Here is an 18,682-nt window from a genome sequence, read left to right on the forward strand (position 1 = left end):
CAGCACGAACGGTAAATTTTTCCGTTGCCTCCGCCCGTGTCGTCCATCCAATACCCATTGGCCTGGCGAAAGCCGCGGCAGCGGCCGCACTGAAACCGAAACGCGTCGCCGACGCCGCGACGCACACCCTCCTGCGCCACACGCGCCGCGCTCCCGACTGGATCCCCGGCGCCGGCGCGCAGCGATTCTGCTCGATTCCGCAGAGGACCTTTCCTGTGCAACGCCTTAATCGACCGTCGCACGATCTCCAATAATGGCCGCTCGATCCGCCGGCCAGCATGGCGGCGCGACCCGCCGGCGACCGCGCCGGGCCAACGATAAAAACTCCTATGCATTCCTACCAGATGAACAAGCATGCCGGCGCGCGCGTCGCGGGGACCGTGATCGCCGCATGCCTGACCGGCTTCGCGCCGGCCATCGCGCACGCACAGAGCAGCGTGACGCTGTACGGCCTGATCGACACGTCGATCACCTACTCGACCAACCAGCGCACGCAGGGCGCCGGCTCGCCCGGCAGCGGCAGCGTCGCGATGACAAGCGGCGCACTGAACGCGTCGCGCTGGGGGCTGCGCGGCCGCGAGGATCTCGGCGGCGGCATGGCCGCGGTCTTCACGCTCGAAAACGGCTTCTCGGGCACCACCGGCAAGCTGTCGCAGAAGGGCGTCGACATGTTTGGCCGCCAGGCATGGCTCGGCGTGAGCTCGAAGACGGCCGGCACGCTGACGTTCGGCCGCCAGTACGACCTGATCCTCGACTTCGTGACGCCGCTCGGTGCGTCCGGCCCCGGCTGGGGCGGCAACCTCGCGGTCCATCCGTACGACAACGACGATTCGAACCGCAACCTTCGCATCAACAACGCGGTGAAATACACGAGCCCGACGTATCGCGGGCTGACGTTCGGCGCGATGTTCGGTTTCTCGAACACGGCCGGCCAGTTCGCCAACAATGCGGCATGGAGCGCGGGGCTGTCGTATGCGAACGGGCCGCTGAAGCTCGGCGCCGGCTACCTGAAGATCAGCCGCGACCGCAATGCGCCGAACCCGGACGGTGCGCTGAGCACGGTCGACGGGTCGGCGACGATCACGGGCGGCAACCAGCAGATCTGGGCCGCGGCCGGCCGTTATGCGTTCGGGCCGCATTCGGTCGGCGCCGCGTGGTCGCACTCGACCACCGACGGCGTGACGGGCGTGCTACAGGGCAGCAATATCGCGCCGCTGAAAGGCGAATCGCTCGTGTTCGACAACTTCACGGTCGACGGGCGCTTCTTCGTCACGCGCGCGTTGAGCCTCGCCGCCGCGTACACGTACACGATGGGCCGCTTCGACACGCGCACGGGCCAGACGCGCCCGAAGTGGAACCAGGTCGTCGCGCAGGCCGACTATGCGCTGTCCAAGCGCACGGACGCGTATCTCGAAGGCGTGTACCAGAGCGTGAGCGGCGGCAACGGCAATCCCGCGTTCAACGCGACCGTCTGGACGCTGACGCCTTCGGCGAACAGCAACCAGGTCGTCGTCGCACTGGGGCTGCGGCACAAGTTCTGACGACGCGGCGCTTCGCCGCTTCACTGCCCGGTCGATCGCGTACGGCACGCGTTTCGAGCCCCGCTCGATCGTGGTGACCTGTGCAGAAAGGGCCGCGCCCGTGCGCGGCCCTTTCGCTGCGGCATTGCGTACCGCGCGGCGCCGGCGGGAGCAAGAATGCGTCCCCGACTGTCGCGTCCGCGCAAAAAATGCGGAGAAACTGGTCGCGTTGCGACATTTTTCCTACTCTGTTTGCAGCGACGCGGTGATTCGGTGTTCCGGTCGCAACACTCTTTCACATGGCGCACCACCGGCTTACGGACATGCATCGCGTCGACGGAGCCGAACCTTTCGCGCCGTTGCAGCCGGATACCTACGTGCCGATGACACGCACCACGCTTTCAACGCAGTCAACCGCTGGAGACGAACGATGAGCAAAACGAACCGATTTGCGATCCTGGCCGCCGTCGCGCTGCTGGCCGGTTGCCACCACGCGGCGAAAACACCCGAGAATGCCGGCATGGCGCCGACACCATCGAGCGAAGCCGTCGCAACGGTGACGGCCGACGATCTCGACAATCCGAACAGCCCGCTCGCGAAGCGCAGCATCTATTTCGATTTCGACGCGTACTCCGTGAAGCCCGAATTCCAGTCGCTGCTGCAGGCGCACGCCGACTATCTGCGCGGCCATCCGGCCCGGCGCGTGCTGATCCAGGGCAACACCGACGAACGCGGGACGTCCGAATACAACCTCGCGCTCGGCCAACGCCGTTCGCAAGCCGTGTTGAGCGCGCTGGAAACGCTCGGCGTGCCGGGCACGCAACTCGAGGCCGTCAGCCTCGGCAAGGAAAAGCCGGTCGCGCTCGGCCACGACGAGGATTCGTGGGCGCAGAACCGCCGCGCCGATCTCGTCTATCGTTGACCGGCCACCGGCCGCCGGGCGCGGCCGAGCGGTGCCGTTCGGCTCGCCGGGTTCATGCGCGTCACCGTTCACGCACCCGATACGCGGCGCGGCGCGCTCAACGCCGACGTTCGAGCCGCCGATGCAGCCAGTGCGACATCACGGCCGACGTGACGATCGCATCGAGCGTCGCGATCGCGTCGATATCGCCCACCTTGTCCGCCTTGATCAGCCAGGTCTGGAGCAGCACATAACCGACCATCGTGCCGGCGCCCACGATCACGCCCAGCAACACGAACCAGCGCCGCCGGATGCGCGTGCCGAGCGCCCCCATGATGCCGCCGGTCACCATCGCGGGCAGGAAATAGCCGAACAGGAACGATGCAAAGAAGATCAGCGGCACCATGCTCGCGCTGGTTTTCAGGACGTCCCATGACGGGCCGTCGATCAACGACCACGCGATCAGCATCACGCCCGGCCAGACGAGCGCCGCGACCAGCGGGCCGCCGACGGCAAATGACAGGCAGCCGAACACTGCACGGCCGGACGCACGCAACGGTTTGCGCGAAGGGCTCTCGAGGGTTGCACTCATGGTTTTTGTATTTTGTAGTCGGAATCGGAATGGCGGCGTGCCGGAGTGTACCAAGGCACCGCGCAGCGGATCCGATCCGGCACCATCGCGCGCGACGATACGCAAAAAGCATGGAATAAACGGCCCGCCCGAGACGTTTCGTCATCGCGTAGACGCGCGGTTCACGCGAACCGGCCTGTCCTGCGGCCTGCGCGCTGCAAGGAGATTGCAATGAAATCGACAACGTTGGCCGCGGCGTTGATCGCGGCGCTGATGCTTGTGCTGTCGGCGGGATGTACGCAGCCGGGCAGCGGCACTTCGCAAGGACCGGGCATGAGCCGGTACGGCGGCGGCGGCTCGGGAGGCGGCGGAGGCGGTGGCGGAGGTGGCGGCGGCTACTGAAGAACCGCCTCGAAAAGTCGGGCGACGCATCGCGCGCGAGCACCGGAAACCGGCCGCATCGCGCGCGACGCCCCGCCCTGCGGCGTGACCTGGACCTAACGCATCGCCTTCACGTCGGCCGGCGTGACGCTCGCGGGCTGGCCGCCCCACGTCGCGCGCAGGTAGTTCGCGAGCTGTGCGAGTTCGTCATCGCTCAGCGTGCGTGCGAAACCCGGCATCGGCTGCAGGTTTTCGAAGCCGGCAAATTTCTGCTCGTCGATGCCGTCGAGCATCGCGACCAGCAGGTTGCGCGGATCGTCCTGACGCACCGTCGAGTTGCCGTTCATCGGCACCGCAACGTGCGGCTTGCCTTCGCCGTTGAAGCCGTGACAGCCCGCGCACACCGCGAGATATACCGAGCGGCCGGCCGCGAGCTGCGCGGCGTCGGCCGACACCGGCTTCACGGGCTGCGGCGCGGGCGGCGTATCGCCGAGCAGGTACACGGACAGCGCGCGCAGGTCGTCCTTCGTCAGGGTCTGCGTGCTCAGGTGCACGACCGGATACATCTCGCCGAACGCCGAGCCTTGCGGCGCGATGCCGACGCCGAAGAACGCCTGCAGGTCGGTGCCCGTCCAGCCGCGCGCGGCGAGGCCGGCCGGCGTGATGTCAGGCGCGGCCACGCGGCCGAGCGCGGCGCCGGCGAGCGGCTTCGCGCTGTCCAGTTGGCCCGTGAACGTGCGCGGCGTGTGGCATTCCGCGCAGTGACCGAGCGCGTTCGCCAGATAGCGGCCGCGCTGCCAGTCGGCGGATTGCCCGGCCGACGCGTCCGGCAGGCTGTCCTTCAGGAACAACAGATCCCACACGGCCATGCCGAAGCGCAGGTTGTACGGGAACTTCAGCTCGTGCGCGCGGTTTTCCTGCGCGACCGGCCTGATCGTCATCAGGTACGCGTACATCGCGTCGGTATCGGCACGCGTGAGCTGCCGGTACGACGTGTACGGCATCGACGGATACAGCCGCTTGGACGGCGCCTTGCCGTCGTGCAGCGCGGCGTAGAAATCGTCCGCGCTCCAGTTGCCGATCCCGTGATCCTTGTCGGGCGTGATGTTCGAGCCATAGAACGTGCCGTACGGCGAATCGAGCTTCGCGCCGCCGGCGAACGGCGCGCCGTCCTTCGCGGTATGGCACGCCGCGCAGTCGGCGGCCTTGACGAGATAACGGCCGAGCGCGACCTGATCGGCGCCGGGCGCACCGGATGCGACGTTCGAGGCCGGCGCGTCATGGCCGCCGCAGGCGGCGAGCAACAGCGCGCAGGCCGCCGCGAGCGCGGGCAAGCCCGCGGCACGCGCGACACGATGGGCGAATGTGCGTTTCATGCGGCGTCCTTCACGAGTCCCGGCGTCGTCAGCACCACGTCCTTCACGGCTTCGTAGTAGCGGACGTAGCCCGTGCAGCGGCAGATGTGCGCGTCGAGCGCGTCGGTGATCGTGCGTTCGACGTCGGCCTTCGCGATCGGCTCGCGCTTCAGGCGCTCGATCAGCACGGTCGCCGCGTTGACGAAGCCCGGCGTGCAGTAGCCGCACTGGAAGCTGAAGTGCTCGAGGAACTTCTGCTGGATCGGCGACAGCTCGACCACTTCGCCCGCGTCGTTGCGCTTCGCGTGGCCTTCGATCGTGCGGATCGAGCGGCCGTGGAAGAAGTGCGCGCCGGTGATGCAGGTGCGCATTTCCTCGCTCGTGCCGTCCGGCTTGTCGACGATCACGACGCATGCGTGGCAGATGCCCTGCCCGCAACCGAGCCGCGAACCGGTAAGGCCTGCGTATTCGTGCAGGAACTCGATCATCATCAGCCCTTCGGGCACCTGCATCGGGCCGACGGCCTTGCCGTTGATGTTGACCGACAGCGGCTTCTGCTGGAACCGGACGAGCGGACGCTCTACGGCGACGGGCGCAGCAGCCGGAGCGGATGCCGGCGCGGCCGAAGCCGCGTTCGGCGCGGAAGCGCCGGTCGCAGCCGCGCTGGCGCTCGCGGCCGAAGCCGCGGTTTGGGCGGTCGTCATGCGAGCACCTCCTGAATCTTTTGCGGGGTCACCGGCAGGTCGGTGAAACGATGGCCGATCGCGTGCGCGATGCCGTTCACGATCGCGCCGACGACGGGGATCATCACCACTTCGGCGACGCCCTTCGGCGGATCCGTCTCGGACAGCGGCGGCAGGATGTCGCCCGTCTGCGACCATACGGCGACGTCGGATGCGCGCGGCAACGGGTAGCGGTTGAAGTTCCACGTGCCGTTGCCGGGGCCGTCCTCGTAGAGCGGCAGATATTCATGCAGCGCATGGCCGATGCCCATCGCGAGGCCGCCCTGCAACTGGCCCGACACGAGCTGCGGCGAAATCTGGTTGCCGCATTCCATGATCGAGTGGTGCGTGAGCAGTTCGACCTTGCCGGTCGCTTCGTGCACGGCCAGCTCGACGAGCGTGCCGACAGCCGTGTAGTACGTGACGGCCGCGTTGTTGCGGCTCGTCGGCGGGATGAACACGCGCTTGCGGTCCAGCACGCGGTAGCCGTTCGCGGTCGGCGGCAGCGTGCCGCGCATCGCGGTCGCGCCGGCCGGCGCGGCGGTGCCCGGCACCGGGCCGTTGTCGTCGCCCGTCTTGTCGCCCGTCTTCGGCGCGCCGACGCGCAGCGACAGCCCGTCGATCGGCAGGCGTTCGACCGTGCCGCCCATTTCGAACTCGGCCTCGGTCCATTGCCAGCGGTTGAACACGTGCACGACGGCGCCGGTCGGCAGGCCGAGCGCATGCGCCTGCTTCGCGAGCTGTTCGAACGTCAGCGGCTCGAGGCCGTCGGCGGTCAGCTTGCCGTCGACCCAGCGTGCGTCCTCGATGCGGATCGTGTATGGCGCAGCCTGGCCGCCGCCGAGGCCGCGCGTCCAGATCGACATCGCGGCCGGCCACAGCCCGTAGCGGAACACAGCGCGCGCGGCTTCGCGCGTGCTGTGCGTGAAGTAGTACGCCGAATTCGTCGCGCTCGACGGCGACGCATAGTTCGGCGACCAGCGCGGGTTCGCGCTCAGCCGATCCTGGTCGGCCTGCGACATGATGTACGGATCGCCGCTCGTCTCGACCGGCAGGTCCGGCCATTCGGTCACGGCAACCCGTACTTCGGTCGCCGGACGGCCGAGCCATTTCGCGACCGCGACGGCCTGCGACGTCGACATGCCCGTGCCGATCTCGGCAGCCGTGTGCTGCAGCGATACCTTGCCGTGCTCGTCGAACTCGACCTTCGCGAACGACGCTTCCGCGCCCGTGCCGAAATCCTTCTGCACGCACGCGAAGCCGACGCCGTAGCGCTTGCCCGGGTTCGCGGCCTCGAATTCCGCCTTGCGCGCGGCGCGGCGCGTCCACAGCGGATGCTGCTTCGCGCGCTCCAGCACTTCGTCGACGCGCAGCGCGCCGGCGGGAATCGCGCCCTGCGTGTTCTTCATTCCCGAACGCAGCGCGTTGCGCAGCCGGAAATCGATCGGGTCGAGGTTCAGTTGCGCGGCGATCTCGTCGATCGCCATCTCGGTCGCGGCCATGCTCTGCAGCGTGCCGTAGCCGCGCGCGGAACCGGCGTCGATCGCGCGCGACGCGATCGCCACCGCCGCGAGGTCGCTCTTCGGGAAGTAGTAGATCGATTGCGCGGCCGTCGCGCCGACCATCGCCACCGACGGCGAGAAGTTCGAGCGCCCGCCGCCGTTCGCCTCGAAGTCGCCCTTGAACGACTGCAGCAGGCCCGTGTTGCGGTCGACCGCGATCCGGTAGTGCATCCTGAACGCGTGACGCTTCAGCGACGTCTGGAACTGCTCGTAGCGATCGTTCGCGAAACGCACCGGGCGGCCGTCCGCGTATAGCGCGCAGGCGAGCCCGTAGAACGGCACGTTGAAGTGATCCTTGGAGCCGTAGCCGACCGTGTAGCACGGATGCACGAACAGCTTCTTCACCGGGAAGCGGGTTTTCGCGACCATCGCGGCCGCGTTCTCCGCCACTTCGAGCGGCGATTGCGTCGGCACGACGAGATGCAGCGACTGCGTCGCGGCGTCGTACCAGCAGTTCGCGTTGTCGGGTTCGAGCGCGGCCGTATCGACCGACTGCGTGTTGTACTCGCGATCGAACACGAGCCAGTCGGCCGTCGGATGGTCGAGCTCGGCGGCGATCTGCCCCGCGAGGAACATGCCCTGCTCGTCGAGCTTGCCGTGCTCCTTGCCGTCCGGCCATACCGGCAGATGCTTGCGCATCATGCTCGGGAAGATCGGCGCATCCTTCAGGCTCGAATAGACGTCGTCGTCGTACGCCGTCTTGCCGCCTACGCGCACGTAGCGGAAGGTGCCCCACGGATCGCGCTCGAGCGGGCCCGTGACCGCGCCGTAGCGGATCACGTCGTCACGGAACTTGAGCGCGTTCTTCGCGAAGCGGAAGCGCGCGAAGTCGTGATAGATGAGGATCGCGACCGCATGGCCGAGATACGCGGGCGTCTTGCCGGCCGGCAACAGCATGTCGTCGCCGTAGAACGCCGGGAACGCGACGCCGTCGCGCGCCAGATCGTCGGCCGTGACCACGCGGTCCGGCTTCAGGTCGTCGCCGAGCAGCGACAGGTCGAAGCCTTCGTAGGTGCGGTCGGCCTGCGTGACGCGCAGGATCAGCGCATGCGACTGCTGCTGCGGCCAGTGCGGCATGTCGGCCGCGCGGACGTCGCGGGCGAACACTTTCGAGCCCGTGACCTTCGCGATGCCGTCGATGCGGAATTGGGGGATGCCGGTGACGCTATCCCATTTGACGGGGGTGAGGAGTTTTTCTTCGAAGAGCGCCGCGAATGCGCGGCTGCCCAGCGGCGCGACATACACCGCGACGCCCGCCAGCACGCTGGCTTTCAGAAAACCCCGCCGTGACAGGCCGTGGTTTTTCATTTGGGGGGAACCTCCTGATGCGGCTCGATCGGCGATCGGGTGTCGCGGCGTTCGGAGCGGCGCGCATTCTGGCATTGTTTTTGATATATCGCCTATAGTATTTCCCGCATGAAATACTTATTGAATTTCTTATAACGGGATTCAGCCGAGGTGCGGCGCGTGGTCGCGGGGTGCGCAATGCGTCGGCGATTTGCGCGCGTTTGCCTCCCGTCACACCGGCTTCGGCCGGCATCGACAGCACCCGACGGGCAAGCGCGCCACGCATCGCGGCCGGTCTCCGGTCGGCCGCCGTACATTGTTCCGTTCGCAACGATCCTGCCTGCCTCCTTCGAATGCGCAACAATTTCGCAGGCGTGGTTGACGACTTGCGGCCGGCGCGGTGTTCAGTGTCGATGAACTGCGCCTGCCATGCGTCCGGGCACCCCGCGCCGCCCGTGTTTCATGGTAATGTCGCGCGTATCCGGCTTGCCGGCGCCTCCGCCACGTGCCGTGCGGGCGCCGCCAGCCATCGCGACTCGTGTCGAGGTCAAAAACCATGGCAGTCAGGGCATCAATCCTGAACTCCGTTCTCGCCACACCCTCCTCCGGCAACCACCGTGTCACGGCGGCGTTGCGCCCGTCGATGCTGGTCACGCTGTTCGAAGATATTCGCCCGATGGCGATGTCCGGGCTCGCGAGCGGCTTCGTCGCGGCCGTCGCGCTGATCCGGCTGCAGCAACTCTGGTGTCTCGTGTGGCTGATCGTCGACGTCGGCCTGCTCGCCGCCCGGCTCGCGATCGCGCGTGCGTACACGGTGCACCGCGACGCCGGCGACGATCGCGCCGAATACTGGGCGAGGCGCTATGCGCCCGTGTCGCTCGCCGCATGCTACGTGCTCGGCCTCGGCGTGATGGGCTGCGTGGACGCCGTCGACGTCGAGCTCGGCACGCTGTCGGTGATGGTCGCGGGCGGCGTGTTCGGCGGGATCGCGTCGCGCAATTCGGCGCTGCCGCGGCTCGCGATGACGCAGGTCACGCTCGGCGTGCTGCCGATCGGCCTCGGCGCGTTGCTGGCGGACCGGCCCGGCGCGTGGCTGCTGCTGCCGCCGCTCGCGATCTATCTCGCGGCCATGCGCACGGTCGTGCAGCGCCATTACCGCGTGCTCGTCGCGCTGATCGCCGCGCGCCAGCGCAACGCCGAACTCGTCGCGCACTTCGACGCCGCACTCACCTACATGCCGCACGGTCTGTGCATGATCGACGGCGAGACCCGCGTGATCGTCGCGAACCGCCGCACCGCGCAGCTGTTCGGCTCGCCGCGCGAGATCATGCTCGAAACGCGGCTGGCCGACGTCGTCGCGGCGCTCGGCGCGAACGCCATATGCGATCCCGGCGGCGCCGGTCTCGCCGCGCAGTGCGACGTCTGGCTGACCCGCGACGAACCCGAGCCGTTCGACATCGTGCTCGCCGACGGCCGCCAACTCGAACTGACGCGCCACCGCGTGCCGGACGGCAATGCAGTGATCATCGTCGAGGACGTCACCGCGCGCCGCCAGACCGAGCAGCACATCCGGCATCTCGCGCGGCACGACGCGCTGACGGGTTTGCCGAACCGCCACGAACTGCATGCCCGGCTCAAGCGGATGCTGTCGCACCGGCCGCGCATGCCGGGCCCGTCGCTCGCCGTCATGTATCTCGACCTCGACGGCTTCAAGGCGATCAACGACCGCTTCGGCCACCAGGCCGGCGACGAGGTGCTGACGCAGGTCGCCGAGCGGCTCGGCAAGACGCTGCCGCCCGGCGAGCTTGCGGCGCGCATCGGCGGCGACGAATTCGTGGTCGCGATCGACGACACGACGATGCACGCGTGCTCGATCCTCGCCGCGCGCATCATCCGGCAGATCTCGGCACCGTATACGCTGTCGATCGGCAAGATCGTCAGCCTCGGGATCAGCATCGGCATCGCGCTCGACGACGGGCACGGCTCCCCCGACGAACTGATCCGTCAGGCCGACAGCGCGCTGTACGACGCGAAGTCGGCCGGCAAGGGCATCTACCGCTTCTATTCGAACGGCAGCCGCCGCGTGGCGCCGGTCACCGCCAGCTGATCCGACGGCACGCGCGGCCCGTTCATCGTCGTTTCCACTGCCGGCCGCATCCTCCCGGCGATTCAATTCCGAAACGCGTTGCGTATTCGCACGTCGTGCCGCGCTCGCGTGTCACGTGACGTGTTCCGTAACATCGCCGCTCGCCACCCGTAACGTTGACCGCAGAAGCCTGCACGATCGATGCAGCGGCCGACATTTCGTGGTTGGCATTCTTATTGCTCCTTGATGGGGAAAGAACGTTTCAGGGAGCCCAACATGAATACCGTCGAAGTCCTCGCCAGAACCGAAACGATCGACGAACAAACCGTGATCGACGGCGCGTCCCTGATCCGGCGGCTCGTTTTCGAGCGCCGCACGCCCGCCCGTGAAGCCGCGTGCGTCGACAATCCGCCGCTGACGCTGTACGGCGCGTTTCGCCAGGGCGTCACCGATTACGGCGCGCGGCGCGCGAATCCGTATCGCGCCGGCAGCCGTTTCTGGGCATTGTGGGAAGAAGGACGTCTCGAAGCTGAAACATCGGGCCGCTGAGCCGGCCGCGCGCGCCGGCCCTGCTGCGGCAAGGGGTCGGCGCGAAATTTGACGCATGAATGCGGCCGGCCGCGCGGCGGCATGCGTTCACCGATGCAACATCGCGCGCGGTTTCGCGTATCGGAAATTCGGCTCGCCATGCGCATCCGCGCTCATGCCGGTTGACGGCGGTCGGCGTTGCGCGCTCCCCGTGCGCCGCGTGGCGGTCGTTTCCCGATAAGATGGCAGATTCCGTTCATCGAACGATGCCGCCATGACCGCCCCTTCCTCACAGCGAAACCCCATCCACTGCGAAATCGATCTCGACGCGCCAGGCAAGCACGCGGGCTACCTGCGGCTGCCGCATTCCGTGCACCGCTCGGCTTATGGCTGGCTGCCGATCCCGATCGCGTCGATCCGCAACGGCGACGGCCCGGTCGCGCTCGTGATGGCCGGCAACCACGGCGACGAATACGAAGGCCAGATCATCGTGTCGCAGCTGATGCGCGAGATCGAACCCGAGATGGTCAGCGGGCAGTTGATCCTGCTGCCGATGGCGAATTTCCCCGCGGCGGACGCGGGCCTGCGCGTATCGCCGCTCGACGAAGGCAACCTGAACCGCAGTTTCCCCGGCGATCCAACCGGCACACCGACGCAGATGATCGCCCACTACATCGAGCACGCGCTGCTGTCGCGTGCGCAGTACCTGGTCGACCTGCATTCGGGCGGCAGCTCGCTGCTGTACCAGGGCGGCAACATGCTCGCGATCGATCCGCTCGACGCGGACGAAGCCGCGAAGCTCAACGCGCTGCTGGTCGCGTTCGGCTTGCCGAATGCGCTGCTGCACGCGCCGAACCCCGTGCATTCGGCATCGGCCGCGCGCCGGCAGGGCGCGATCTCGATCGTGACCGAACTGGGCGGCGCGGGCATGGCCGATCCGTCGCTGATCAGGCTCGGCCGCCACGGGCTGCTGCACTACCTCGGTTATATCGGCCTGCTGCGCGGCGCGCTCGTGCCCGACGCACCGCCGACCGTCACGCGCTTCATGCGCGTCGACGGCGACCGCCACTTCGTCTATGCATACGAGCGCGGGCTGTACGAGCCGCTCGTCGAACTCGGCGACCAGGTGAAGGCTGGACAGCCTGCCGCGTGGGTGCATTTCCCCGATACACCGCTGCGCGAACCGATGCTGCACCGGTTCAACGGCGACGGCGAAGTGGTGTGCAAGCGCGTGCCCGCGCAGGTGCGGCGCGGCGATTGCCTGTTTCAGCTGGCGGAGTTGTCGGCTGCGCCGAGCGTCGGCCAATGAGTCAGATCCTATCGTTCAGGAAATCACGAACATGAAATGTCCTGCCTGCGGTGGCGCGCAACTGATCCGTGACACACGCGACATTCCGTACACCTGCCAAGGTCACTCCACCGTCATACCGCGCATCACCGGCGACTTCTGCCCTGCATGCGAGGAATCCGTGCTGGACATCGAAAATGCAAGCCGCCTCGGCGAAGCGGTGACACGGTTCGCAACACAGATACGAGGTCAGGCGACGTAGCCGCGCGTCATCCGTCGCCCCGCATTCATCAAACGGGCGCGCCTGCACGGAGCGCCCCATTCGGCTTGCCCCTACCCCACTCCCGCTGCAAGCCTTCTGACGCCTGCCGCGAAATCCTTATCGAAATTGCTTCGTTCGCCTTTGCCGGCCGCGCCGCTAACGTGTTCAAAACGGCGGCGGCCCGCCACATGCATCGCACGATGCGCACCGGCCGCCGTCATCACGACAACCGCGCCGCGATAACGGAACAGACCGGACGGGCCGCGTGCCCGAGCCCCGAACGGAACGTCCGCATCGCGCGCCCTTCGCGATGCCCATGGCCACGAACGACCGCCTCATCGACACGACGCCGCTCGACGTCCGCGCGCAACCGCTGATCGACGCGCTGATCGACGAGTATTCGACCCGTTACAACGCGTACCGCCCCGATAGCCGCGCGTCCGCGCGCGACGAACTCGCGCGCTACCCGGCCGAACTGTTCGCGCCGCCCGAAGGCGCCTTCGTGCTGCTGCTGCGCGACGGCGAAACGATCGGCGGCGGCGCGTTCAAGCGCTACGACGCGCAGACCGCCGAGCTCAAGCGCATCTGGACGCGCACGGACCTGCGCCGCCAGGGCCTCGCGCGGCTCATCGTCGAAGCGCTCGAGCTGCGCGCCGCGCAGCAGGGCTATCGCCGCCTGTACCTGACCACCGGTTTTCGCCAGCCCGAAGCGTGGGCGCTGTACGACCGCACCGGCTATACGCGGCTGTTCGATTCGTCGATCGACCCCGAAGCGTATTTCCACCTGCGGTTCGGCAAGGATCTCGCCGACCCGTCGCGCACGTCGACGCTCGCCGACCTGTGGGCGCCGTTGCCCGAGCCGGCGCTGCCGCGCTGAGCCCACCGCTCCACCCGACTCCGCTCCCTACGACACAACAACAGGACGTTTTCATGCAACGAGCCGTACCGCTTTCTTCCCGCGCCATCCGCACGCTGGCCGCCGCGCTGATCGGCCTGACCGCATTCGCCGCGGCCGCCGCGACGTTCGACCTGAGCCCCGAGCAGCGCGGCCGCCCGCGCGGCGCAGCCGATGCGGCGGTCGAACGCGCGGTGCCCGCGTCGTTCAAGTTCGCCGAGCCCGGCACGCTGACGATCGGCATCGCGCCGAGCCTGCCGCCGATCAGCTCGTATGCGACCGACGCGCGCACGGTGGTCGGCTTCGACGCCGACGTCGGCCAGCTCGTGTCCGACAGCCTCGGCCGCAAGCTGAAGATCGTCGCGCTCGCATGGGCCGACTGGCCGCTCGCGCTCGAATCCGGGAAAGTCGACGCGGTGATCTCGAACGTGACCGTCACCGAGGAGCGCAAGCAGAAATTCGATTTCTCGTCGTACCGCCACGATCTGGTCGGCTTCTACGTGCGCAACGACAGCAAGATCCAGGCGATCCGCGAGCCGAAGGATGTCGCGGGGCTGCGCGTCGTGACCGACGCCGGCACCAACCAGGAAAAGATCCTGCTCGCGTGGGACCGTGAGAACGTCGCGCACGGGCTGAAACCCGTGCAGATCCAGTACTACGACGACCAGGCGATGCGCATCGTCGCCGTGCAGTCGGGCCGCGCCGATGCCGTGTTCAGCGTGAACTCGGTGCTCGCGTATCAAAGCGCGCAGCAAGGCAAGACGCGGCTCGTCGGCGCGATCAGCGGCGGCTGGCCGCGCACCGCCGACATCGCGATCGCGACGCGCCGCGGCAGCGGGCTCGCCGAGCCGCTGACCGTCGCGCTGAACGGGCTGATCAAGAACGGCCGCTACCAGCAGGTGCTCGACCGCTGGAACCTCGCGTCCGAGGCGATCGACCAGTCGCGCACGAATCCGCCGGGGCTGCCGAAGAGCTGAGCGCCGCACGCGCCCACCGTCCATCCACGCCATACGCAGGAACGCCGCCCACCATGTCTTATTCGCTTTCGTTGCTGGACAAGAGTCCGATCGCCGACGGTGCGAGCGCCGCCGACGCGCTGCGCTTCACCACGACGCTCGCGCAGCGCGCCGAACAGCTCGGCTACGAGCGCTTCTGGGTCGCCGAGCATCACGGCACGCCGGGCTTCGCGAGCTCGGCGCCGGAGATCGTCGTCGCGCACCTGCTCGCGCACACGTCGCGCATCCGCGTCGGCTCGGGCGGCGTGATGCTGCAGCACTACAGCCCGTTCAAGGTCGCCGAGTCGTTCAAGCTGCTGGCCGCGCTCGCACCGGGCCGCGTCGATCTCGGCATCGGCAAGGCGCCCGGCGGGCTGCCGCTGACCACGCGCGCGCTGCAGTGGTTCCACGACAAGGCGCGCAAGCCCGACTTCGCGGGCCAGCTCGCGGAGCTCGACGCGTTTCTCGGCTGGGGCGTCGCCGAAGATCATCCGCTCGCCGGCGCGGTCGCGATGCCGGTGCCGCCGCAACCGCCCGAACGCATCCTGCTCGGCGGCTCGCCGGACAGCGGCGCGCTCGCCGCGCGCAACGGCTGGCGCTTCTGCTACGCGGGGCATTTCAACGGCGACGACGCGAATCTCGAACGCTCGCTCGACGCGTACCGCAGCGCGGGCGGCACGCGGCCGCTCGTCGCGCTGTACGCGGTGGCCGCGCCGACACGCGACGAGGCCGAACAGCTGATCGGACCGCTGAAGATCTTCAAGCTGCAGTTCGCGGGCGGGCAGAGTTTCAACCTGGCGAGCGCACAGGCGGCCGCCGAATTCGCGCGGCAAAGCGGCGCGTCCGACTACCGGATCGACGAGCTGCGCCCGACCGTGCTGGCCGATACGCCCGAGCGCGTTCACCGCGCGCTCGATGCGCTGAGCCGGCGGCTCGACGTCGATGCATTCGTGATCGACTCGCCGGTGACCGACTACGCGGCGCGGCTCGCGTCGGTCGAATGGCTCGGCGGCGCGCTGTCGGCCACGCCGCTGCAAGCGGCCCTCGCGGCCGACCGCTCCCTTTCCCCTGACCAGAACGCGTGACGCTCCCATGACGACCCGACGATCGATCCCCTTCGGCCTGATGCTGCAAGGCGCAGGCAGCCACATGAACGCATGGCGGCACCCGAGCAACCCGCCGGACGCGAGCATCAACCTCGACTTCGCGATCGGCATCGCGCGCAAGGCGGAAGCCGCCGGCATCGCGTTCGCGTTCGTCGCCGACGGCCTCTACATCAACGAGAAGTCGATCCCGCACTTCCTGAACCGCTTCGAGCCGCTGACCGTGCTGTCGGCGCTCGCGGTCGCGACGAAGAAGATCGGGCTCGCGGGCACGATCTCGACGTCGTACAGCGAGCCGTTCACGGTCGCGCGCCAGCTCGCGTCGCTCGACGCGATCAGCGGCGGGCGCGCGGGCTGGAACGTCGTGACGACGCCGCTCGAAGGCACCGCGAAAAATTTCGGCAAGGCGCATCCGGATCACGAGTTGCGCTACGAGATCGCAGACGAATACCTCGACGTCGTGCAGGGCCTGTGGGACAGCTGGGACGACGACGCGTTCGTGCGCGACCGCGCGACCGGCCGCTTCTTCGATCGCGCCAAGCTGCATACGCTCGATCACCACGGCCGCTTCTTCCAGGTCGCGGGCCCGCTGAACATCCAGCGCTCGCCGCAGGGGCAGCCGGTGATCTTCCAGGCCGGCTCGTCCGACACCGGCATCGGGCTCGCGGGCAAGTATGCGGACGCGGTGTTCACGCATTCGCCGTCGCTCGACGAGACAGCCGCGTTCACGCGGCGCGTGAAGCAAAGCGCGGTCGAGCACGGGCGGCAAGCCGACGACGTGAAGATCTTCCCCGGCGTCGGGCCGATCGTCGGCCGCACGGCCGCCGAGGCCGAAGACAAATACCAGGCGATCCGCGACCTGCTGACGATCGACGAGGCGCTCGCGTATCTCGGCCGCTATTTCGATCACCACGATTTCACGCAATACGCGCTCGACGCGCCGTTCCCGGAACTCGGCGAGCTCGGCCGCAACAGCTTCCGCTCGACCACCGACCGGATCAAGGCCGACGCGAAGAACAAGGGCCTGTCGCTGCGCGAGACGGCACTCGCGGTCGCGACGCCGCGCCCGAACTTCATCGGCACGGCCGAGCATGTCGCCGACGAGCTGATCCGCTGGCACGACGCGGGCGCCGGCGACGGTTTCATCCTCGGCTTTCCGGTGCAGGCGCAAGGCGTCGACGATTTCGTCGAGCTGGTGATTCCGGTGCTCGAGGCGCGCGGCCGCTACAGCCGCGACCTGCCCGGCGCGACGCTGCGCGACCACCTCGGCCTGCCGCGCAAGGCGAGCCGCCACGCGGTGCCCGGCGCGTCGCAGGAAGCGGCGGCCGAAGCGCACGCCTGACCCACCGCGGCCCGGCCACGGGCCGACGTGCCGCGCCGCCCGGGTGCGGCGCTTCCGACCGATTCGAGGACTTCCAACGACATGAGCGACACGACCCACCTCGGCGGCGCGCTGCCGCCGCTCTCTTCCCCCGGCGCGCGCGAGCCCGGCACGCGGTTCCGGATCGTGCCCGCGCGCCACCGGGCGCGCACGGCCGGCACCGTGCTCGCCGTCGTGCTGATCGCGATCGCGCTGCATTCGATCCTCGGCAACCCGCAATGGGGCTGGCCGGTGTTCGCCGAATGGTTCCTGTCGCCGCCGGTGCTGTCGGGGCTCGCGCGCACGCTGGTGCTGACGCTGCTCGGCGCGGTGTTCGGCTTCGTGCTCGGCGCGTTCGTCGCGCTGGCCCGGCTGTCGCGTTCGCGCCTGCTGTCCGCGAGCGCATGGACCTTCGTGTGGCTGTTCCGCTCGATTCCGCTGATCGTGCTGCTGCTGATCCTGAACAACCTCGGCTACCTGTACGAGCATGTGCGGCTCGGCGTGCCGTTCACCGATATCGTGTGGTTCGAAGCGCCGACGACCGACCTGATCAGCCCGTTCCTCGCGGCCGTGCTCGGCCTCACGCTGAACCACGCGGCGTTTTCCGCGGAAGTGATCCGCGGCGGCATTCTCGCGGTCGACCAGGGCCAGCTCGAAGCGGCCGCCGCGCTCGGGCTGCCGCGCAGCCGCCAGACCGCGCGGATCGTGTTGCCGCAGGCGATGCGCGCGATCCTGCCGACCGCGTTCAACGACCTGATCACGCTCGCGAAAGGCACGTCGATGGTGTACGTGCTCGCGATGCCGGAGCTGTTCTACACGGTGCAGGTGATCTATCGCCGCAACCTCGAAGTGATTCCGCTGCTGATGGTGGCGACCGTCTGGTACCTGATCATCCTGACGGTGCTGTCGGCGATCCAGGTGCAGGTCGAACGGCACTATGCGCGCGGCGCGCTGCGCAATCCGCCGCCGTCGGTGCTCACGTTCGCGCTCGCGCGCATCGGCGTGCTGCGGCGGCGTGCCGCGTCGCGCCATTCGACGTCGATCGTGCGGGCCGCAGGCGATACCGATACCGTGGCCGCCGCCGTGCCGCGCGCCGGCGGCGAAGTGGCCGTGCATGGCGTGTCGAAACAGTTCGGCATGCAGCGCGTGCTCGACAACGTGTCGTTCGTCGCGCCGCGCGGTAGCGTGACCGCGATCGTCGGGCCGTCGGGCTCGGGCAAGTCGACGCTGCTGCGCACGATCAACCATCTCGAACGCGTCGACGACGGCTTCATCGACATCGACGGCGAACTGATCGGCTATCGACGCGACGGCGACGTGCTCTACGAGCTGAAGGAGCGCGACGTGCTGAAGCGGCGCACGGCCGTCGGGATGGTGTTCCAGAACTTCAACCTGTTCCCGCACCTGACGGTGCTCGAGAACCTGATCGAGGCGCCGATCGCCGTCGCCGGCATCACGCGCGATGCGGCCGAGCGCACCGCACGCACGCTGCTCGCGCGCGTCGGTCTCGCGGACAAAGCCGATGCGTACCCGCGCCAGTTGTCCGGCGGCCAGCAGCAGCGCGTCGCGATCGCGCGGGCGCTTGCGTTGCGTCCGAAGGTGCTGCTGTTCGACGAGCCGACGTCCGCGCTCGACCCGGAGCTCGTCAACGAGGTGCTCGACGTGATCAAGGAGCTCGCGCGCTCGGGCACGACGCTCGTGATCGTCACGCACGAGATCGGCTTCGCGCGCGAAGTCGCGGACAACGTGCTGTTCATGGAGCGCGGGCGCATCGTCGAGGCCGGCCCGCCGGCCGTCGTGCTCGACGCGCCGTCGCATCCGCGCACGCGCGCGTTCCTGTCGCGGGTGCTGTGATGCGCATCCCTG

General features: G+C 68.4%; 16 protein-coding genes. 12 read left to right on the top strand and 4 right to left on the bottom strand.

Annotated elements, in window-relative coordinates:
- Positions 1–329 precede the first annotated feature (329 nt).
- Complete coding sequence (locus tag BT264_RS15710; RefSeq protein ID WP_072438567.1) at positions 330–1,541, top strand: porin; 1,212 nt, start codon at positions 330–332, stop codon at positions 1,539–1,541.
- A gap of 409 nt (positions 1,542–1,950) precedes the next feature.
- A complete protein-coding gene (gene pal, locus BT264_RS15720) occupies positions 1,951–2,442 on the top strand; it encodes a peptidoglycan-associated lipoprotein Pal (protein WP_072438571.1) in 492 nt (163 codons plus the stop codon).
- A gap of 97 nt (positions 2,443–2,539) precedes the next feature.
- On the opposite strand, the gene BT264_RS15725 is transcribed toward pal, so the two are convergent.
- On the bottom strand, positions 2,540–3,013 hold the full coding sequence (locus BT264_RS15725; RefSeq protein WP_072438573.1) for a hypothetical protein: 474 nt from the start codon (positions 3,011–3,013) through the stop codon (positions 2,540–2,542).
- A gap of 210 nt (positions 3,014–3,223) precedes the next feature.
- On the opposite strand from BT264_RS15725, the gene BT264_RS39195 reads away from it, so the two are divergent.
- Positions 3,224–3,394 carry a hypothetical protein gene (locus BT264_RS39195; RefSeq protein WP_177318371.1) on the top strand — a complete coding sequence of 57 codons (171 nt, stop codon included), beginning with the start codon at positions 3,224–3,226 and terminating at the stop codon, positions 3,392–3,394.
- Positions 3,395–3,489: 95 nt separating this feature from the next.
- On the opposite strand, the gene BT264_RS15730 is transcribed toward BT264_RS39195, so the two are convergent.
- Genes BT264_RS15730 through BT264_RS15740 form a run of 3 tightly spaced genes read right to left on the bottom strand, consistent with a single transcriptional unit; the run spans position 3,490 to position 8,320 of the window.
- Positions 3,490–4,749: a cytochrome c gene (locus BT264_RS15730; protein ID WP_072438575.1), complete on the bottom strand. Its 1,260-nt coding sequence runs from the start codon at positions 4,747–4,749 to the stop codon at positions 3,490–3,492.
- Positions 4,746–5,432, bottom strand: coding sequence for a (2Fe-2S)-binding protein (locus tag BT264_RS15735; protein WP_072438577.1), 687 nt, complete (start codon positions 5,430–5,432; stop codon positions 4,746–4,748). Before BT264_RS15735 ends, BT264_RS15730 begins: the two co-directional genes overlap by 4 nt.
- On the bottom strand, positions 5,429–8,320 hold the full coding sequence (locus BT264_RS15740; RefSeq protein ID WP_072438579.1) for a xanthine dehydrogenase family protein molybdopterin-binding subunit: 2,892 nt from the start codon (positions 8,318–8,320) through the stop codon (positions 5,429–5,431). The genes BT264_RS15735 and BT264_RS15740 overlap by 4 nt, the downstream gene beginning before the upstream one ends.
- A 535-nt stretch (positions 8,321–8,855) precedes the next feature.
- On the opposite strand from BT264_RS15740, the gene BT264_RS15745 reads away from it, so the two are divergent.
- From BT264_RS15745 to BT264_RS40390, 9 genes are all read left to right on the top strand, one after another.
- Positions 8,856–10,406: a sensor domain-containing diguanylate cyclase gene (locus tag BT264_RS15745; RefSeq protein ID WP_072438581.1), complete on the top strand. Its 1,551-nt coding sequence runs from the start codon at positions 8,856–8,858 to the stop codon at positions 10,404–10,406.
- 255 nt (positions 10,407–10,661) lie between these two features.
- Entirely contained in the window at positions 10,662–10,934 is a 273-nt protein-coding gene (locus BT264_RS15750) for a hypothetical protein (protein ID WP_034180142.1), read from the top strand.
- A 253-nt stretch (positions 10,935–11,187) separates the two neighbouring features.
- Positions 11,188–12,222, top strand: coding sequence for a succinylglutamate desuccinylase/aspartoacylase family protein (locus tag BT264_RS15755; protein ID WP_072438583.1), 1,035 nt, complete (start codon positions 11,188–11,190; stop codon positions 12,220–12,222).
- 31 nt (positions 12,223–12,253) lie between these two features.
- Positions 12,254–12,463 (top strand): type II toxin-antitoxin system MqsA family antitoxin, encoded by a 210-nt coding sequence (locus tag BT264_RS15760; RefSeq protein WP_083534043.1) that lies wholly within the window; start codon positions 12,254–12,256, stop codon positions 12,461–12,463.
- 316 nt (positions 12,464–12,779) lie between these two features.
- A complete protein-coding gene (locus BT264_RS15765; protein ID WP_072438585.1) occupies positions 12,780–13,340 on the top strand; it encodes a GNAT family N-acetyltransferase in 561 nt (186 codons plus the stop codon).
- 53 nt (positions 13,341–13,393) lie between these two features.
- Positions 13,394–14,335, top strand: coding sequence for an ABC transporter substrate-binding protein (locus BT264_RS15770; protein ID WP_072438587.1), 942 nt, complete (start codon positions 13,394–13,396; stop codon positions 14,333–14,335).
- Positions 14,336–14,388: 53 nt separating this feature from the next.
- Positions 14,389–15,438: an LLM class flavin-dependent oxidoreductase gene (locus BT264_RS15775; protein WP_072438589.1), complete on the top strand. Its 1,050-nt coding sequence runs from the start codon at positions 14,389–14,391 to the stop codon at positions 15,436–15,438.
- A gap of 7 nt (positions 15,439–15,445) precedes the next feature.
- Entirely contained in the window at positions 15,446–16,798 is a 1,353-nt protein-coding gene (locus BT264_RS15780; protein WP_072438591.1) for an LLM class flavin-dependent oxidoreductase, read from the top strand.
- 81 nt (positions 16,799–16,879) lie between these two features.
- Positions 16,880–18,670, top strand: coding sequence for an amino acid ABC transporter permease/ATP-binding protein (locus BT264_RS40390; RefSeq protein ID WP_072438593.1), 1,791 nt, complete (start codon positions 16,880–16,882; stop codon positions 18,668–18,670).
- Positions 18,671–18,682: the final 12 nt, after the last annotated feature.

It is taken from the genome of Burkholderia sp. NFPP32 (genome assembly GCF_900119325.1).
In the GTDB taxonomy this organism is placed as follows: Bacteria; Pseudomonadota; Gammaproteobacteria; order Burkholderiales; family Burkholderiaceae; genus Burkholderia; species Burkholderia pyrrocinia_C.